Origin of the sequence: Bradyrhizobium australiense (genome assembly GCF_013114825.1) — a bacterium.
In the GTDB taxonomy this organism is placed as follows: domain Bacteria; phylum Pseudomonadota; class Alphaproteobacteria; order Rhizobiales; family Xanthobacteraceae; genus Bradyrhizobium; species Bradyrhizobium australiense.
In genome coordinates this window covers 368,615-385,197 of record NZ_JAAVLX010000003.1, presented here as the reverse complement: position 1 = coordinate 385,197, position 16,583 = coordinate 368,615, and the positions used below count along the sequence as shown (strand labels likewise).

At 62.9% G+C, this 16,583-nt stretch carries 15 protein-coding genes and 1 pseudogene; 8 read left to right on the top strand and 8 right to left on the bottom strand.

The genetic code is table 11. The features are described 5' to 3' along the window. Positions 1-8 precede the first annotated feature (8 nt). Complete coding sequence (locus tag HCN58_RS08935) at positions 9-2,231, top strand: transglycosylase domain-containing protein (protein WP_171578992.1); 2,223 nt, start codon at positions 9-11, stop codon at positions 2,229-2,231. Between the two features lie 151 nt (positions 2,232-2,382). Here the strand turns inward: HCN58_RS08935 and HCN58_RS08930 are convergent, their stop codons facing one another. The 4 genes from HCN58_RS08930 to HCN58_RS08915 all read right to left on the bottom strand — a co-directional run bounded on the left by HCN58_RS08930 (position 2,383) and on the right by HCN58_RS08915 (position 6,496). Further along, entirely contained in the window at positions 2,383-3,222 is an 840-nt protein-coding gene (locus HCN58_RS08930; protein WP_171578991.1) for a M48 family metallopeptidase, read from the bottom strand. A gap of 196 nt (positions 3,223-3,418) precedes the next feature. Then, positions 3,419-4,747, bottom strand: coding sequence for a polyhydroxyalkanoate depolymerase (locus HCN58_RS08925; protein ID WP_171578990.1), 1,329 nt, complete (start codon positions 4,745-4,747; stop codon positions 3,419-3,421). A gap of 127 nt (positions 4,748-4,874) precedes the next feature. Beyond that, positions 4,875-5,705: an ABC transporter permease gene (locus HCN58_RS08920; protein ID WP_235983506.1), complete on the bottom strand. Its 831-nt coding sequence runs from the start codon at positions 5,703-5,705 to the stop codon at positions 4,875-4,877. Then, entirely contained in the window at positions 5,702-6,496 is a 795-nt protein-coding gene (locus HCN58_RS08915; protein WP_171578989.1) for an ABC transporter ATP-binding protein, read from the bottom strand. Before HCN58_RS08915 ends, HCN58_RS08920 begins: the two co-directional genes overlap by 4 nt. A 257-nt stretch (positions 6,497-6,753) precedes the next feature. Here HCN58_RS08915 and HCN58_RS08910 point away from each other — a divergent pair, with 257 nt between their 5' ends. Together HCN58_RS08910 and HCN58_RS08905 are read left to right on the top strand one after the other, a co-directional pair. After that, positions 6,754-8,088, top strand: coding sequence for an ActS/PrrB/RegB family redox-sensitive histidine kinase (locus HCN58_RS08910; RefSeq protein ID WP_171578988.1), 1,335 nt, complete (start codon positions 6,754-6,756; stop codon positions 8,086-8,088). A gap of 81 nt (positions 8,089-8,169) precedes the next feature. Then, positions 8,170-8,724, top strand: a complete 555-nt coding sequence (locus HCN58_RS08905) for an ActR/PrrA/RegA family redox response regulator transcription factor (protein ID WP_057852373.1) — start codon at positions 8,170-8,172, stop codon at positions 8,722-8,724. A 100-nt stretch (positions 8,725-8,824) separates the two neighbouring features. On the opposite strand, the gene HCN58_RS08900 is transcribed toward HCN58_RS08905, so the two are convergent. Further along, the gene (locus tag HCN58_RS08900) at positions 8,825-9,310 is read right to left on the bottom strand and encodes an MmcB family DNA repair protein (protein ID WP_171578987.1); all 486 of its coding nucleotides are present in this window, start codon (positions 9,308-9,310) and stop codon (positions 8,825-8,827) included. Positions 9,311-9,567: 257 nt separating this feature from the next. Here HCN58_RS08900 and HCN58_RS37790 point away from each other — a divergent pair, with 257 nt between their 5' ends. From HCN58_RS37790 to HCN58_RS37780, 3 genes are read left to right on the top strand one after another with little or no spacing between them, the layout of a single operon-like run. Next, positions 9,568-9,717: a hypothetical protein gene (locus tag HCN58_RS37790; protein WP_235983505.1), complete on the top strand. Its 150-nt coding sequence runs from the start codon at positions 9,568-9,570 to the stop codon at positions 9,715-9,717. Beyond that, positions 9,714-10,031 carry a hypothetical protein gene (locus HCN58_RS37785; RefSeq protein ID WP_235983504.1) on the top strand — a complete coding sequence of 106 codons (318 nt, stop codon included), beginning with the start codon at positions 9,714-9,716 and terminating at the stop codon, positions 10,029-10,031. The genes HCN58_RS37790 and HCN58_RS37785 overlap by 4 nt, the downstream gene beginning before the upstream one ends. Continuing rightward, positions 10,028-10,180, top strand: coding sequence for a hypothetical protein (locus HCN58_RS37780; protein WP_235983503.1), 153 nt, complete (start codon positions 10,028-10,030; stop codon positions 10,178-10,180). The genes HCN58_RS37785 and HCN58_RS37780 overlap by 4 nt, the downstream gene beginning before the upstream one ends. A 122-nt stretch (positions 10,181-10,302) precedes the next feature. On the opposite strand, the gene HCN58_RS08890 is transcribed toward HCN58_RS37780, so the two are convergent. Beyond that, positions 10,303-11,118, bottom strand: a complete 816-nt coding sequence (locus tag HCN58_RS08890) for an RMD1 family protein (protein ID WP_171578986.1) — start codon at positions 11,116-11,118, stop codon at positions 10,303-10,305. 184 nt (positions 11,119-11,302) lie between these two features. On the opposite strand from HCN58_RS08890, the gene HCN58_RS08885 reads away from it, so the two are divergent. Next, a complete protein-coding gene (locus HCN58_RS08885) occupies positions 11,303-11,983 on the top strand; it encodes an MBL fold metallo-hydrolase (protein ID WP_171578985.1) in 681 nt (226 codons plus the stop codon). A gap of 35 nt (positions 11,984-12,018) precedes the next feature. Here the strand turns inward: HCN58_RS08885 and HCN58_RS08880 are convergent, their stop codons facing one another. Both HCN58_RS08880 and HCN58_RS08875 read right to left on the bottom strand, forming a co-directional pair. Beyond that, positions 12,019-13,230, bottom strand: a complete 1,212-nt coding sequence (locus HCN58_RS08880) for an extracellular catalytic domain type 1 short-chain-length polyhydroxyalkanoate depolymerase (RefSeq protein WP_171578984.1) — start codon at positions 13,228-13,230, stop codon at positions 12,019-12,021. A 126-nt stretch (positions 13,231-13,356) separates the two neighbouring features. Beyond that, positions 13,357-14,763: pseudogene (locus HCN58_RS08875) on the bottom strand (MFS transporter). Positions 14,764-15,013: 250 nt separating this feature from the next. On the opposite strand from HCN58_RS08875, the gene HCN58_RS08870 reads away from it, so the two are divergent. After that, positions 15,014-16,255, top strand: coding sequence for an LLM class flavin-dependent oxidoreductase (locus HCN58_RS08870; RefSeq protein ID WP_171578983.1), 1,242 nt, complete (start codon positions 15,014-15,016; stop codon positions 16,253-16,255). Positions 16,256-16,583 lie beyond the last annotated feature (328 nt).

Genomic DNA, 16,583 nt, shown 5'->3' with positions numbered 1-16,583 from the left:
CGTTTGGCATGGCGTGGGGACGGAAAAAGAGCGGCGCGCGCAAGGAGCCGTTATTTGGGCTTCCGGCAGCGCTCGCCGAGCTGCGTCTCTCGCCAGCGGATCGCATTCCGGACGCCACCGACGACGACAAACCGAAAAAGCCAGTGCCGAATCGCAAGGACGAAGATGACGACGAGCCGCCCCCGCGCGAGCGCAAGCCGCGCGGGGCAAAAAGCGGCGCGAAACGGCGCTCGAAATCGCGCGGCCGCTTCAAGGTCGGACGTCTCATCTATTGGGGCGCGGTGCTCGGCCTGTGGGCGGCAATCGCGATCATCGGCATCGTGGTCTGGGTCGGCGCGCATTTGCCGGCGATCCAGTCGCTGGAAATTCCAAAGCGCCCGCCGACCATCCAGATTGTCGGCGTTGACGGCAGCGTGCTGGCCTCGCGCGGCGAAGCGCCGGGCTCCAATATCGCACTGAAAGATCTGCCGCCCTATCTGCCGAAGGCCTTCATCGCCATCGAGGACCGTCGCTTCTATTCGCATTACGGCATCGATCCCGTCGGCATTGCACGCGCGGCTGTTACCAACATCCTGCATCGCGGCGTTTCGCAGGGCGGCTCGACGCTGACGCAGCAGCTCGCGAAAAACCTGTTCCTGACCCAGGAACGGACGATGGCGCGCAAGCTGCAGGAGGTGGAACTCGCGCTGTGGCTGGAGCGCAAGCATTCGAAGAACGAAATTCTCGAGCTTTATCTGAACCGCGTCTACTTCGGTTCCGGCGCTTATGGTATCGAGGCGGCGGCGCAGCGCTATTTCGGCAAATCGGCGAAGAACGTAACCGTCGCGGAAGCCGCCATGCTGGCCGGCCTTGTCAAGTCGCCATCGCGGCTGGCGCCAAACCGCAATCCTGAAGGAGCCGAGCAGCGCGCGCAGATCGTGCTCGCGGCGATGGCGGAGGCCAAATTCATCAGCGACGCCCAGGCCAAGGCCTCGATCGGACATTCCTCCTACAACGTGAAGCCGGCCGGCGCCGGCACGGTCAATTACGTCGCCGACTGGATCGGCGAAGTGCTCGACGATCTCGTCGGCCAGATCGACCAGAGCATCGTGGTCGAGACCACGATCGATCCGAAGCTGCAGAGCGTGGCGGAAGCCGCGATCATCGACGAGCTGGCGGCCAAGAGCGTGAAATTCAACGTCACGCAAGGCGCGCTGGTGGCGATGACGCCCGAGGGCGCGGTGCGCGCCATGGTCGGCGGGCGGAACTATGCCGAGAGCCAGTATAACCGGGCGGTCACGGCCAAGCGCCAGCCGGGCTCGGCGTTCAAGCCATTCATCTATCTGACGGCGATCGAAGGCGGCCTGACGCCGGAAACGATCCGGCAGGACGCGCCGCTCGATCTCAAGGGCTGGCGCCCGGAGAACTATACGCATGAATATTTCGGCTCGGTCACGCTGACGCAGGCGCTGGCTATGTCGCTCAACACGGTGGCGGTACGGCTCGGCCTCGAAGTCGGGCCGAAAAATGTGGTCCGGACCGCGCACCGGCTCGGCATTTCATCCAAACTCGAGGCCAATCCCTCGATCGCGCTCGGCACCTCCGAGGTATCTGTCATCGAGCTGGTCGGCGCCTATGCGCCGTTTGCCAATGGCGGGCTCGGCGTCTCCCCGCATGTCGTGACCAAGATCCGCACCAACGAAGGCAAGGTGCTGTACAAGCGCACGGCCGATCCACTCGGCCAGGTAATCGAGCCGCGCCATGTCGCGATGATGAACACGATGATGCAGGAGACGCTGCTCTCGGGCACCGCGCGCAAAGCGGAGATTCCGGGCTGGATGGCCGCCGGCAAGACCGGCACCAGCCAGGATTTCCGCGACGCCTGGTTCATCGGCTACACGGCGAACCTCGTCACCGGCGTCTGGCTCGGCAATGACGACAACTCGCCGACCAAGAAGGCAACCGGCGGCGGCCTGCCGGTGGAAGTCTGGACCCGCTTCATGCGATCGGCGCATCAGGGCGTGCCGGTGGCGGCCCTGCCGAATTCGCAGCGCGGTGGATTTTTGTCGAACATGTTCCAGACGGCGTCGCAGGTCAGTGCAGCGCCGAGTCCGTCGGCGCCGGTCTCGTCAGCCGGTTCGTACCGGCCTGCGCCGGCACGAACCTCCGCGCCGCCACCCAATCCAAATGCGCGGCCGGAAGCCGCGGCAGGACTCGATGGCTGGCTGGTGGACCGGCTGTTTGGAAGATAACGATCCGCGTGCCACGTACTCCTAGCCGTCATACCCCGCGAAAGCGGGGTATCCAGTACGCCGCGGCTTCTCGGCTGATCACCACTGTCTCTGGAATACTGGGTCACCCGCCTTCGCGGGTGACGACAGCGGTAAGTGCGGTGGCGAAGAGCTAATCCTCGACCCCATAACGGTGCAAATCGTTGCCGTAGGTGTCGAGCCAGCGCTTGGCGCGTTCGACATGGTTGCAGATGCGGTCGACGACCCGCCAGAACCGGGGCGAATGGTTCATCTCCACAAGATGCGCGACCTCATGGGCAGCGAGATAGTCCAACACATAGGGCGGCGCGAGGATCAGCCGCCAGGAATACGACAACGATCCAGCCGAGGTGCATGAACCCCAGCGGCTCGACTGATCGCGGATCGACACGCGCCTGACCCGCACGCCAAGTTCCGCGGCATAGGCGAGCGATGCTTTGTGCAGCTCCTTGCGCGCTTCGCGCTTGAGAAAGTCGTGGACGCGCCGGTCCATGTGCTCGTAGCCGCCGGCCACGCACAAGATCTTCTCGCCGCTGTCGCGGGTTTCGGTCCAGACCGTGCCGCGCTCACCCGCGCGATGCACCAGCCGGTGCGGCACGCCGCGCAGCGGTATGACAGTGCCGGCTTGGAACGGCGCTGCCTTCGGCAAACGACCGAGACGCGCCGCGATCCAGCCGCCGTGAAGCTGCGCGAACTCCTTGGCTTCGGCGAGAGTACCGCGCGGCGGCATGGTCAGGATCGCTTCACGATCCGTCGGATGAATGCGCAAGGTGTATCGCCGCGCCCGGCGATGCCGACGCAGCCTGATCGCAAAGACTTGCGAGCAGTGTTTGACCAAAAGAGTCGCGGGTTCGGCGGGCCGCCGATAAAGGAGGGCGCGAGTAGCCATTTCTGAGAGTCCGGGGAGCAGGAGTTCGCCCGGATTCTGCCATATCCGCCGCCAGGGAAATCGTTCGGCGCAAAAACAAATCATTTGCCCAATATACAGGGGCTAAGTGCTAAAATGCGTCTATAGGATGGGCCCGGAACCGGATTTTTTGGATGGAACCGGTGCCTTCGGACGGGTTCAAGGAATGAGTCTGAACTCACCCCTTGAGTCGGGAGCGAATCCCGTTCTGTGAATCGTTTCAAAAGCTTATTGGCGCCCCCGACGGAGGCCAAAATCGTCGCTATTCGGCTGCAGCAACCAGGCTGAGCTTGGTATTGGCCGCCGACATCATGAAATCGGAGATGCGCGGCACGATTTCGGAACGGAAACGCGATCCGTTGAACACACCGTAATGTCCAACGCCCTTTTGCACGTAGTGGACCCGTCGATGATCGGGGATCGCGGGGCACAGCGCGTGCGTGGCTTCGGTCTGACCGAGGCCGGAGATGTCGTCCTTCTCGCCTTCCACCGTCATCAGCGCCACGCGGCGGATTTTCGATGGATCAACCGGCTTGCCGCGATGGGTCATCTCGCCCTTGGGCAGCGCGTGCTTGACGAATACAAGGTCGACGGTCTGCAAATAATACTCGGCGGTCAGATCCATCACCGCGAGATATTCGTCGTAGAATTCGCGATGTTTGTCGACCATGTCGCCGTCGCCCTTCACCAGATTGTTGAACAGAGCCTTGTGCGCATCGGTATGGCGATCGAGGTTCATGGTGATGAAACCCGAGAGCTGCAGGAAGCCTGGATAGACGTCACGACCCACTCCGGGATGCGGGAACGGGACCTTGGTGATGACGTGATTGCGGAACCATTCGATGCCGCGCTCGGCGGCGAGGTTGTTCACCGAAGTTGGGTTGCGGCGGGTATCAATCGGGCCGCCCATCAAGGTCATCGACAGCGGAACGAAGGGATCGCGCGCGGCTTCCATCACGGAAACCGCCGCCACCACGGGCACCGAAGGCTGGCACACCGCTATCACGTGCATGTTGCCGCCGAGCACGTGCAGCATCTCGATGACGTAATCGACATAGTCGTCGAGATCGAAACGGCCCTCGGTGAGCGGAACCATCCGCGCGTCGGACCAGTCGGTGATATAGACTTCATGCGTCGGCAGGAACGCCTCCACCGTGCCGCGCAGCAGCGTCGCGTAATGGCCGGACATCGGCGCCACGACCAAGACGCGCGGATGGGGTGCGCGTAGCGGCCGGGTCAGCTTGCGATCGAAGTGCAGCAAGCGGCAGAACGGCTTTTCCCAGATCGAGCGGACCTCGACGGGCGTCTGGATGCCGTTAACCTCGGTGAAGTCGAGCCCCCATTCGGGTTTGCCGTAGCGGCGCGTGGTGCGCTCGAACAATTCGCAGGCCGCCGCGATCGATTTGCCGAACTGCGTGTGCGACCACGGATTAAGCGGGTTTTGAAACAGGATCTTGGTGGCGTCGGTCACGGCGCGTGCCGGATTGAGCGACGCGTGGCCCATTTCGTACATCCAGTACATCGGCGTCGTGAGCGCCGGACTGCCTTCGGCCACCAGCGGCGGTGCGCCGCCAAACTCACCAATCGGCATTTTAGTTCAGATCCTTGTTTTGCGACGCAGCATACTGCCGAATGCGTAATTAAGCGTCAATGCACACGTCCGTATATCTACGTGCCCAAAACGCAAAAAACGACGGAAATCCACGGGAAAATGGTGACTATTCGCCGCCCCCGAGCAGCGAGCCGACCCGCTTTGCGCTGCGCAAAAGGGCAAGGAAGGTCGCAAAGGAGGCAATGAACAGCACCGCGTTGATGCCAAGCGACCACACCATCAGGTCGCTCCTGAAGGTGTGATCGATCAGGAGCGCGCGCATCCCCTCGAACACATAGGTCGGCGGCAGCATCCAGGCGATCCATTGCAGCCAGGCGGGCAACACCGCGACCGGATAGTATACGCAAGCGAGCGGCATCAGGCCGAACATCATCGTCCAGACGATGCTCTCGGCCCCGAGCCCGTTGCGCAGCACCAGGCCCGAAACGAAGATCCCGAGCGACCAGCTCGTGAAGATCAGATTGCAGAAGAACGCGATCAGCGGCAGGCCGATCGCGAAGAAATTGAAATCGAAGAAGAACAGCGCCAGCAGCGTCATCGGGATAACCCCGATCGCAAGCCGGATCAGGCTCATGACCATCAGCGAGATCAGAAACTCGATCGGCTTTAACGGGCTCATCATCAGGTTGCCGATGTTGCGCGCCCACATCTCCTCGAGGAACGAGATCGAAAAGCCGAGCTGGCCGCGGAATAGGATGTCCCACAGGATCACGGCGCCGATCAGCGAGCCACCGGCGCGCGCGAAAAAACCAGACGTCTGGGAGATGTAGTTCTGCAGAAAGCCCCAAGTGATGATCTGAAGCACCGGCCAGTAGATCAGCTCCAGCAGCCGGGGCCAGGACGACATCAGGAGATACCAATAGCGCAGCACCATCGCCTGGATGCGATGCGAGGAAATGCCACGATGGGTGACGATTTCGCTGGCGACCTTGTTCATGGTGCCCCCTCCGCGACCCGGCCGCGCGCGACATCAAGAAACACGTCTTCCAGCGTGGTACGGTTATAGCGCGCCATGATCTGGTCGGGACTGTCGTCATCCTCGATGCGGCCGCGCTTCATGATGATGACGCGGTCGCACAGCCGTTCCACTTCCAGCATATTGTGCGACGCCAGCAGGATGGTGGCGTCATGAGTCCGGCGATAGTCCTGCAAATGCTGCCGCACCCAGTCGGCGGTATCAGGATCGAGCGACGCGGTCGGTTCGTCGAGCAGGAGTAGCTCGGGCCGGTTGATCAGCGCCTTCGCCAGCGCGACGCGGGTCTTCTGTCCGGCCGAGAGCTTGCCATTGGCACGGTCGAGAAAATCCTTGAGATCAAGGTCGGATGCGAGCTGTTCGATGCGCTCGGCGAGGTTCCTGACCGCATAGAGCCGGCCGAAGATGGTGAGGTTCTGCCGCACCGTGAGCCGCGTCGGCATATCGACATAGGGGCTCTCGAAATTCATCCGCCCGAGCACCTCGGCGCTCTGTTCCGGCATCGCGTGTCCCAGCACCTGGACGTGGCCCGAGGTCGGCAGCACCAGCCCCATGATCATGGCAATGGTCGTGGTCTTGCCGGCGCCATTACCGCCGAGCAGTCCGGTGACGCTGCCGCGCGCGATCCGGAACGAGATATCGTCGACGGCGCGGGTGGTCTTGTAGAGTTTTATGAGGTGCGCGACCTCGATCGCGGCTGGACCTTGCGGACCGGCCGCGGGTGATTGCGCTGGTACTGCCTCGCTATCGACCATTATGGCCCGTTCATTGAGCTATTGCGGGGGTGAGCGCAAGGCTTTGCACTTCTGGGCGGCGGGCGGGCCTGCATGGTTCGAGACGCCGCTTTCGCGGCTCCTCACCATGAGGGCAGACTATCCCCTCATGGTGAGGAGCGCGGCAACGCCGCGCGTCTCCGGACGATGCTTCGCATCGCCGGGAGAACCATGAGGCCCTGCACCACACGCGAGCCAGCCAATTTGTGATCGCGCGCTGCGACAGCTAAACTCCAGCAATGTCCGATGTTGAAGCTTCCGATTTCCGTCATCCGCACCGCTATGTCCGTCTCGATACGATTCTCCGGCTGCGCTGGCTGGCGGCGCTCGGCCAGCTCACCGCGATCTTCATCGTGGCGCATGGGCTGGAGTTCGACTTTCCCGTCATTGCCTGCGTCGCCGTCGTCGGCATCTCGGCGCTGCTCAATCTTGCGCTGCAGGTTGCCTTCAACCCGATGCAACGCCTGGAACCGGTCTATGCGGCGGCGCTGCTCGCGCTCAACATCGTCGAATTGGCCGCGCTCCTGTTCCTGACCGGGGGCCTGCAGAATCCGTTTTCATTTCTGTTCCTGGCCCCCGTCTTGATCTCGGCGACGGTTCTGCCGATCCGGATGACGGTTGGGCTCGGTCTGCTCGCGGTCGCCTGCGCCTCGGCGCTGGTGTTCTTCCATTTACAGTTGCCCTGGGATAGCGAAGACCCGCTGGTGCTGCCGCCGATCTATCTGTTCGGCGTCTGGCTCTCGATCGTGCTCGCGATCGGCGTCACCTCGCTCTATGCGTTCCAGGCGACCGAGGAAGCGCGAAAACTTGCCGATGCGCTGGCCGCGGCCGAGCTGGTGCTGACGCGCGAGCAGCATCTGACTCAGCTCGACGGCCTCGCCGCTGCCGCCGCCCATGAACTCGGCACGCCCCTATCGACGATCTTCCTGATTTCGCGCGAGCTGGAAAAGACCGTCCATGGCGACGACCATCTCGCCGCCGAACTCAAGACCCTGCGCGAGCAGGCGCAGCGCTGCCGCGACATCCTGGCCAAGATCACCCAGCTTTCCTCCTCTGGAGCGCCGTTCGACCTCATGCCGCTGTCGACGCTGATCGAGGAAGTGGTGGCGCCGCATCGTGATTTCGGCGTCGCGATCAAGGTGCGGCTTGCTGTCGCAGCCACCCGCGAGCCGGTCGGCGCTCGGAACCCGGCGATTCTCTACGGCGTCGGCAACATCCTGGAGAATGCCGTCGACTTCGCGCGGACAACGGTGGAGGTTAACGCCTGGTGGAACGCGGATACGGTTGAAATCGTGATCTCCGACGACGGCCCCGGCATCCCGCCCGACATGTTGAAACGGATCGGCGAACCGTATTTATCGCGGCGGCGCAGTGCGGATGAAGCCCAAAGCGCGCGTGCCGGGCTCGGTCTTGGCATATTCATCGCCCGTACGCTCTTGGAGCGCACCGGCGCCAAGGTGTCGTTCTCCAACCGGACGTTTCCCGATCACGGCGCCGTAGTTCGGATCGTCTGGCCGCGCGAACGTTTCGAGGCGGAGGAACCCTCGGAAACCGCTGCCGGATCAGCCGATTAGACCTGGGGCCCTTGGCAGTGCAAAATCGCCACGCCATATGCTCTATATAGTGCTCCGCATCCGCAACCGGGAAACCCTGCCTTGAACGCTATCGCCGAACTGAACGATCTCGCCGACCGCTCGCTGCTGATCGTCGAGGACGACAAGCCGTTTCTGGAGCGCCTGTCGCGCGCGATGGAAACCCGCGGCTTCGCGGTGACATCCTGTGATACCGTCTCCGACGGGCTGGCGCAGATCAACAAGGCGGCCCCGGCCTTTGCGGTCGTGGACCTGCGGCTCGGCGACGGCAACGGGCTCGACGTGGTGTCGGCGCTCAAACGCAAGCGCCCCGACGCGCGCACCATTGTGCTGACCGGCTACGGCAACATCGCAACCGCCGTCACCGCCGTGAAGATGGGCGCCGTAGACTATCTCTCGAAGCCGGCGGATGCCGACGACGTGGTCGCAGCATTGCTTGCCAGCGGCACCGAGAAATCCGAGCTGCCGTCCAATCCGATGTCGGCGGATCGCGTGCGCTGGGAACACATTCAGCGCATCTACGAAATGTGCAACCGCAACGTCTCCGAAACCGCGCGGCGTCTGAATATGCACCGCCGCACCCTGCAGCGGATTCTGGCGAAGCGCGCGCCGCGGTGATTTTCTTGTAGCCCGGATGGAGCGCAGCGAAATCGGGGAATCTCGCAAGCGGAGTGGCCGACCCGGATTGCGCTTCGCTCCATCCGGGCTACGATTCCCGCTAAAACTCCCCGTGCCCCTGCGGGTCGATCAACCGGTTGATCCGTTGCGCTGCCGCCATCGCAAAGCGCACCGTCATCGATTTGCGCGTTGCTGCCGGCAGGCGATGCTCGGGCGCCTCGCAGTGCAGGTGCGCGCCATAGGCGTCGGCGATGATCAGGCCGGTATCTTCAGGAAATATCTCGCAAGGAAGGTCCTGCGTGAAGGCGAAGAATAGCCGGTCGCAATGCATCCGGTAGTCCTGCCATTTCTGATCGGCGCGCAGATCTTCCACCGATGACTTGATCTCGACGATCCAGATTTCGCCGCGCTCGTTCAGCGCCACCAGGTCGGCGCGCCGGCCCGACGGCAGCGGCAACTCGCTGATGCAGGAAAACCCCAGCGACCGCAACAGCCGCGCGGTGCCGCGCGCGATCGCCAGTGCCGTCTCCGACTGGCGGCGGTCCGGCGCAGGTACGAGGCTGATCTGACGGGCGGGTGATTCCATGGCGCTCGAACCTTAACCGATTTCGAGCCGTCCAACAGGCGGCCTCTCGCCGAGCTGGCCGCAAATCTGTCCCCGGCCCGCCTTGTTTTCGACCTCTGCGCACCGCGCAGCCTTGGGAACTTTGGTCCCGAGGGACAAAACACTGAAGGAGATCTAACGATGCACCGCATCGCACCCCCCGCTTTTGCCTTCGCTCTCGCTACCCTTCCGCCGGCCTGTCGCAGGCCAACGCAAAATCCGCCGTCGAAGTCGCCTTCGTGCTGGATACCACCGGCTCGATGGGCGGCCTGATCGAAGGCGCCAAGCGCAAGATCTGGTCGATCGCGACCGCGATCGTCGATTCCAATCCCGACGCCGACATCGGATGGGGCTCGTCGCCTATCGCGACATCGGCGACGACTGCGTGACCAAGAAGGTCGAACTCACCACCGATATCCAGGATCTCTACGCCAGCCTTTTGGAATTGAAAGCGTGCGGCGGCGGCGACTGGCCGGAAAGCGTCAATGAGGCGCTCGATGTGGCCGTCAACAAGCTGCAATGGACGAGCGGCGGCGATACCAGGCGGATCGTGTTCCTGGTCGGCGATGCGCCGCCGCACATGGATTACGCGCAGGACACCAAATATCCGGTCACACTGTCGCTGGCGAAGCAGAAGGACATCATCGTCAATCTCCGCGCGATGCCGCCCGAGCAGCGCATGGACGAGGTCAACAGCAGATGACCCAGCGCAAGGCGCTCAACGAGAAGCTCACGGCGCGTGTGGCCAAGCGCGACGGATACGTCGCCGATCAGCGCGCCAAGGCGCCGCCGAAAGCGTCGTCGTTCGACCGCGTGGTCGAGGACACGCTGAAGGCGCAGATCAAGCGGTAGTATCACCTACCCGTCATTCCCGAGCATCGCGCAGCGATGAATCCGGAATCTCGAGATTCCGCGATGCGCAATTGCACATCTGAGGTCTGGTTCTACAGACCATCCCGGAATGACCGAGTCATTCAGGCCTGTCGGCCCATGGCGAGCTGGTAGATCGTCATAATCACCTCAAACAAAATCAGCAGCACGATGATCACTTCGAGCCGCAGCGAGCGCCGCGTGTCGATGATATCGGTCAACACCTGCGCGGACTCGGCAATCACGGCGAGTTTGCGGTTCAGCGATTCCGCGCGTTCCTTGAGCTCGTACTCGTCCTCCAGCCGGGCATACAGCCGCTCCAGATGCGGCTTGTCCCAGAGCACGTCGGGCTTCTCTTCCACCTCGACCGGCCCCGATACCCGATGCCGCACCAGAAGCGCGTTGCCGATATTTTTCAGGATCGAGCGACGGCCGCCGCGCATACGCCCGCTCCGCGCCAGTTCCTGCGCGAACGGTTCGGTCGTGTCAAAGACGCTGGCCACCTCGCGCTCGTGCCGAGCCAGAACGACGCTCTTTGCCAACGCCTCGCCGATCAGGATCAGCCGCTCAGGCGAAAGGCTTTGCAGGCAGATCGGCCCGCCAGGTGGAATCTGGTCGTCCCTTTCGGGGGCCAGTTCGATGATGGCGATTTCCTCGTCACGCCGTGCAAACTTTCCCGTCATGCGCTGGTCCAGGCCGCGAAGGAATTCCTCCTCTTCCAGCGCATTCAGTCCGATCAACACCACCACGCCATAGCGGAAGAGAATCGCGACGCCACTGGTATTGACGCGAAATGCTAGCGGTGTGGTGGCAAGGACATCGCCACGTTCGAGGCCCGACGTATTCAGGCGATCGCCGACAAAGAAGGCGCGAGCCGTGGTGCGAGGACCGACCAGCGGCGATGCAGAAGCCTGACCCATGGAAATCCCAACTGCCGAACCTGATGGAAATCCGAAACTGTCCGGCGAAGGCGATACAGGCCCTCGCACGCCAACCCGTCACACGACGCGCAACGCTATCACGGAGCCGTGTGGATCACACGCCGGTTACACGATGATTGCAAACCCGTGTTGACGACCTTCCGGGGATGGATATGTTCCTCAAATGGAAAACAAAACCGATACCCAGGCGGAGAGCCAGGCAAAGGCCGGCGCGATGATCGTGCCGGTGACGCTGTTCGAGCAGAACTGCACTATCATCTGGCACGAACCTTCCAAGAAGGCCGTGGTGATCGACCCCGGCGGGGACGTTCCCAAAATTCTGGAAGCGATCAAGCAGACCGGCGTCACGGTCGAGAAGATCTGGCTGACGCACGGCCATATCGATCATGTCGGCGGCGCCGCCGACTTGCGCGACGCGCTGCAGGTCAAGATCGAGGGTCCGCATATCGCCGATAAATTCCTGCTCGACAACGTCGTCTCGAGCGGCGAGCGCTTCGGCATGACCGGGGTGCGCAATTTCGGGCCCGACCGCTGGCTCGACGAAGGCGATCAGGTCTCGATCGGCGAACTTACCTTCGACATCCTGCACTGCCCCGGCCACTCACCGGGCAGCGTGGTGTTCTTCAACAAGGAATTGCGCTTCGCCCATGTCGGCGACGTGCTGTTCAACGGCTCGGTCGGGCGTACCGATCTGCCCGGCGGCAGCCACGCCACGCTGATCGAATCGATCAGGGAAAAGCTATTGCCGCTCGGCGACGACGTCGGCTTCATCTGCGGCCATGGCGCCGGCTCCAGCCTCGGCCAGGAGCGGCTGACCAATCCGTTCCTTACCGGCGAGATGTGAGCTGAAATTATCCGCCTGACTGCCGTAAAGCCCGGCTACTTCATCAATCCCGCCGCCGTCAGCGCGCGGGTGATGACGCCGCCGACATCAATGCCGCGACGCGTCGGTTCGCGCGGCGCCGGCTTGTGTTGGCGAACCGGCTTGTGAGTCCTCGACCAGAGTCTGGCGGCGAGATCGGACGACTGCAACGATTCCGTGGCCGCCGACGGAACGATCTTCGGCGCCTGCGCCGGCCTGGCCGCTTCGCTGGTCGGACTGACGCGCTCGGTCAGGCCGAAGAAATTTGCAATGTGATAGGACGAGGAAATTCCCGCCTCGATCAGGAAAGCGCCTTCCGCGCCGTAGCGCTCGTCATTGCCGGCCAGCCCCAGCGGCGTGCCGTGGGCCATGTCGGTGATGGTGTACGACTCCACGACGGTCTCGCCGTCGGCGTTCCACCAGACTTCGCGCGGATGGCCGTCCACCTCCCCTATCGACATGGGTTCGGCCGGCAAACCGTGGACGTCGAGCCACTGCTTGACGATCTCATTGGCGTTGCCCGGATTGACGGTGCGGTCGGCGCTGCCGTGCCACACCGACACTTTCGGCCATGGTCCCCGGTGCTTGGAGGCCTTGCGCACGAGATCGCCCAGCTTGCCGGCGGGGCGTGAGGTCGACTGCATCATGCCGCCGAGCGCTTCACGGACATTGCTGGCGATACCGTAGGGCAGGCCAGCGATAATGGCGCCGCCCGCGAACACTTCCGGATAGACAGCCAGCATCGCCGACGTCATCGCGCCGCCGGCGGAAAGCCCGGTGATGAAGATGCGGCGCGGATCGATCTTGTGATCGGCGATCATCCGCGCAACCATCTGCCGGATCGAAGCGGCCTCGCCGCGGCCGCGCGCGATGTCGCCCGGATTGAACCAGTTGAAACAGGTGTTGGCGTTGTTCGATGCCTGCTGCTCCGGCATCAGCAAGGCAAAGCCGTAGCGTTTGGCGAGCGTCGACCAGCCGGTGCCGAAATCGTAACCGGCCGCGGTCTGGCCGCAGCCATGCAGCACAACGACAAGGGCGCGCGCGGGCAACAATTGCTCCGGCACAAACGCAAACATTTTGAGCGCACCTGGATTGGTGCCGAATCCGCTAATTTCGGCGAGCGGACTGCCGGCCTCGGGCGACGTGCTTCGGCCATAGATTCCCAAGCCAGTGAAGCCGTTCAGCTTCGGCAAATGGCGCAAGAATTCGACGTTCTTGGCGAGAGACAACGACAGCTCCTGGGGCGATTGTTCTTAACCTACGCTATCCAGAACAGATAGTTGCTGCAGTGCAAAATAAAAAGACCGTGCACTGTCATTCCCCACAATCAAATTTTGGCAATTGACGATAATTTGTCATCCTGTGATCCGACGCATCCATGTCAGGAATACGGCGCAGACGATGATCGACAGCGCAAACAGCGCGCACGCGACGAGCAGCGCCGGTCGAGCCGACTGGATGGAGTCGATCGCGAAGAACACCGCGCCGATCGCGGCCACGCCGGCAGCATTGGCGATTTGTGCTGTCGTGCCGTACATGCCGGAGCCCGCACCGGCGCTTGTCGGCTTCACGGTCGAGAGCACCGCGCTCGATAGCGGCGCCATCACGAGCCCCTGGCCATAACCGAAAATCGTCAGCACCAACGCAAGTACGATCGCGGACGGCGCCTCGATCCATTCGACCGCAGCCACCACGGCCGCAAGGCCCGCGATCTGGACCGCGCAGCCCTCGATCAATACCAGCGTGCCGCGATGTTTGGCGCGTATTCCACTATGGCGCGAGGCGATCACGAAGGTCAGCGCCAGCGGCAGGAAGATGAGGCCAGCCTGCAGCGGCGGAATGTGCAGCCCCTTCTGCAGGTAAATTGTCAGAACGAGGTAGAATGACAGGTTGGCGAAGAAGAAAAAGAATACGGCGGCCAGCCCCCGCATGAATGCGGCATCCGACAGGAGCGAAAGATCGATCAGCGGCATTCCGCCGCGGCGCGCGACCGCGCCCTCCAGCCGCAGGAAGGCGGCGATGATGGCAAGCCCCACCGCCATCGCCAGCCAGACCTATGGTGACCAGTGCATGTCATGACCAAACAGCAGCGGGCCGATCAGGCACAGCAGACCGAAAAACAGCACAATGGCGCCAGGAATATCCAGCCGCGTGCCGGCCCGGCGAGGCGCCGTCGGCAGGAGCTTCCAGGCTGCGGCGATGATAACAGCGCCAAAGGGCACATTGACGAAGAACACCGCCCGCCAGCCGACGCCTGCGAGATCGAGTGTCACCAGAACGCCACCGGCCAGAAAGCCGGCTGCGCCGGCGAGCCCGAGCACGATGCCGTAAATGCCGAACGCGCGGGCGCGGGAGGCGTCCGCAAACAGCAAATGGATGGTGGCGAGCACCTGCGGCACCATCAATGCCGCGGTGGCGCCCTGCGCCAGCCGCGCCACGATCAATTCGGGACCGGATTGCGCGAGCGCGCACCACAGCGAGGTGACGGTGAAGCCCGCCACGCCTGCGATGAACACGTTGCGCGTGCCATAGATATCGCCGAGCCGTCCGCCGGTGACGACGAGGGTGGCATAGGCGATCAGGTAAATCGCGATGACCGCCTCGATCTGCGCCGCGCTCGCGTGAAGTTCGGCCGCAATGGTCGGGATCGCGACATTGACGATGAAGGCATCGATCCCGAACATGAGTTGCGCCGCGACAACGGTTGCGAGCACAAGCCAGCGGCGCGACGTGTCGACGGGATGGGAGACGATCTGATGCATGTGAACGGGCCTTCTCCGGGAATCTTTGCCGGATCATCTCAAGCCGCCGTCATGTCCGCGATTACCTGGCGGGTAACTTTCTTAATTCAGCTAGAAAGCGTGCATAATTCCGGGCGGCGGCAAGTCAGCCAACATCGCGCGACATCCATGCGCTGGCGGCGGGCTGACGAGCATTGCCTTGCCAAGGCTCGCCCCGTACCCTTGGCGCCGAGCAATTCCAAAGAACAAATAAATCCGGAGAGAACCACCCATGGCACGCCTGAAATTCGGAGCCTTTCTCGCCCCGCATCATCCGATCGGCGAGCATCCGTTGCTGCAGTTCCGCCGCGACCTTGACTTCGTCGAGCAGATCGATGCGCTCGGCTTCGACGAATTCTGGTGCGGCGAGCACCATTCCTCTGGCTGGGAAATGATCGCCTCGCCGGAAATGTTTCTGGCCGCTGCCGGCGAGCGCACCAAGCGCATCAAGCTCGGCACCGGCGTGATCTCACTGCCCTATCACCACCCCTACAACGTCGCGCAGCGCATGGTGCAACTCGACTGGATGACCGGCGGCCGCGCCATCTTCGGCTCCGGTCCGGGCGCGCTGGCCTCCGACGCACACACGCTCGGCATCGATCCGATGACCCAGCGCGACCGTCAGGACGAGGCGCTCGCGATCATTCGCCGTCTGTTCAAGGGCGAGCGCGTCACCGCCAAGAGCGACTGGTTCACCATGCAGGACGCCGCACTGCAACTGCTGCCGCTGCAGGAAGAGATGCCATGCGTGGTGGCGTCGCAGATTTCGCCGTCGGGCATGACGCTTGCCGGCAAATACGGCATCGGCATCATCTCGCTCGGCTCGATGTCGACGCAGGGCCTGATGGCGCTGCCGACGCAATGGGGCTTTGCCGAGGATGCGGCCAAGAAGGCCGGCACCACCGTGAGCCGTTCCGATTGGCGCGTGCTGCTAAGCTGGCATATCGCCGAGACGCGAGAGCAGGCGCAGCGCGAGGCCGGTCCCGGCCTGATGCGCTGGCACAACGAATATAATGTCCGCACACTGCAGCGGCCGGGGCTGGAGCCGTTCACCTCGCCCGAGGACGCGGTCGAGAAAACCGCCGGCGGCGAGAATGCCGCCTCCACCATCGGCACGCCGGATGATCTTGTCAAAACCATCAAGAATTTGATGCACGTCTCGGGCGGCGTCGGCGCCATCATCGGCTTCGTGCACGACTGGGCAAACCCGGAAAACACAAGGCGTAGCTGGGATATGGTCGCCCGCTACGTAGTCCCGGAAATCAACGGCTATGCCGCAAAACTGCGTGAATCGCAAAAATTCCTGATCGAGAACCGCGCGGTGTTCGAGCGCGCGGGTCAGGCCGTGATGGCGAAAATAATGGAGAATGAAAAGGCCGCCGCCGCCCTGCCGCTGACGGGCCCGGGCCGGGTCGCGATCCCGACCATCAACGCGCCGGACCTGCAGAAGGAAGCGGCGAAGCGCAAGGCGTGATGCATAAGGGCTTTCGTGAGGGACGGGAAAGTCTCTCACCGCCATTGCGAGCGAAGCGAAGCGAAGCAATCCATATCGCCACAAGCCGAGACATGGATTGCGTCTTCGCTATCGCTCCTCGCAATAACGGGGTTAGCAGCTCTGCTCTACTGACGTACCGGAGAGCAGGCCTAAATGACCTTCTTGCGCGGCATCCTACGTGCTTCCGCCAAGCGCGCGCTTTGCCGTATCAAAACAAAGGATTATTTACCTGCCTCGGCTAGATCCGACCCCGCGAGCGCCACTGTTTTAAGGCCGCGACAAAGCCGCTGTCTCGTTGGATAATGTT

Coding starts and splice junctions, on each gene's coding strand:
- HCN58_RS08935 (WP_171578992.1), top strand. CDS start 9: ATGGCGTGGGGACGGAAAAAGAGCGGCGCGCGCAAGGAGCCGTTATTT.
- HCN58_RS08930 (WP_171578991.1), bottom strand. CDS start 3,222: ATGATTTGTTTTTGCGCCGAACGATTTCCCTGGCGGCGGATATGGCAG.
- HCN58_RS08925 (WP_171578990.1), bottom strand. CDS start 4,747: ATGCCGATTGGTGAGTTTGGCGGCGCACCGCCGCTGGTGGCCGAAGGC.
- HCN58_RS08920 (WP_235983506.1), bottom strand. CDS start 5,705: ATGAACAAGGTCGCCAGCGAAATCGTCACCCATCGTGGCATTTCCTCG.
- HCN58_RS08915 (WP_171578989.1), bottom strand. CDS start 6,496: ATGGTCGATAGCGAGGCAGTACCAGCGCAATCACCCGCGGCCGGTCCG.
- HCN58_RS08910 (WP_171578988.1), top strand. CDS start 6,754: ATGTCCGATGTTGAAGCTTCCGATTTCCGTCATCCGCACCGCTATGTC.
- HCN58_RS08900 (WP_171578987.1), bottom strand. CDS start 9,310: ATGGAATCACCCGCCCGTCAGATCAGCCTCGTACCTGCGCCGGACCGC.
- HCN58_RS37780 (WP_235983503.1), top strand. CDS start 10,028: ATGACCCAGCGCAAGGCGCTCAACGAGAAGCTCACGGCGCGTGTGGCC.
- HCN58_RS08890 (WP_171578986.1), bottom strand. CDS start 11,118: ATGGGTCAGGCTTCTGCATCGCCGCTGGTCGGTCCTCGCACCACGGCT.
- HCN58_RS08885 (WP_171578985.1), top strand. CDS start 11,303: ATGGAAAACAAAACCGATACCCAGGCGGAGAGCCAGGCAAAGGCCGGC.
- HCN58_RS08870 (WP_171578983.1), top strand. CDS start 15,014: ATGGCACGCCTGAAATTCGGAGCCTTTCTCGCCCCGCATCATCCGATC.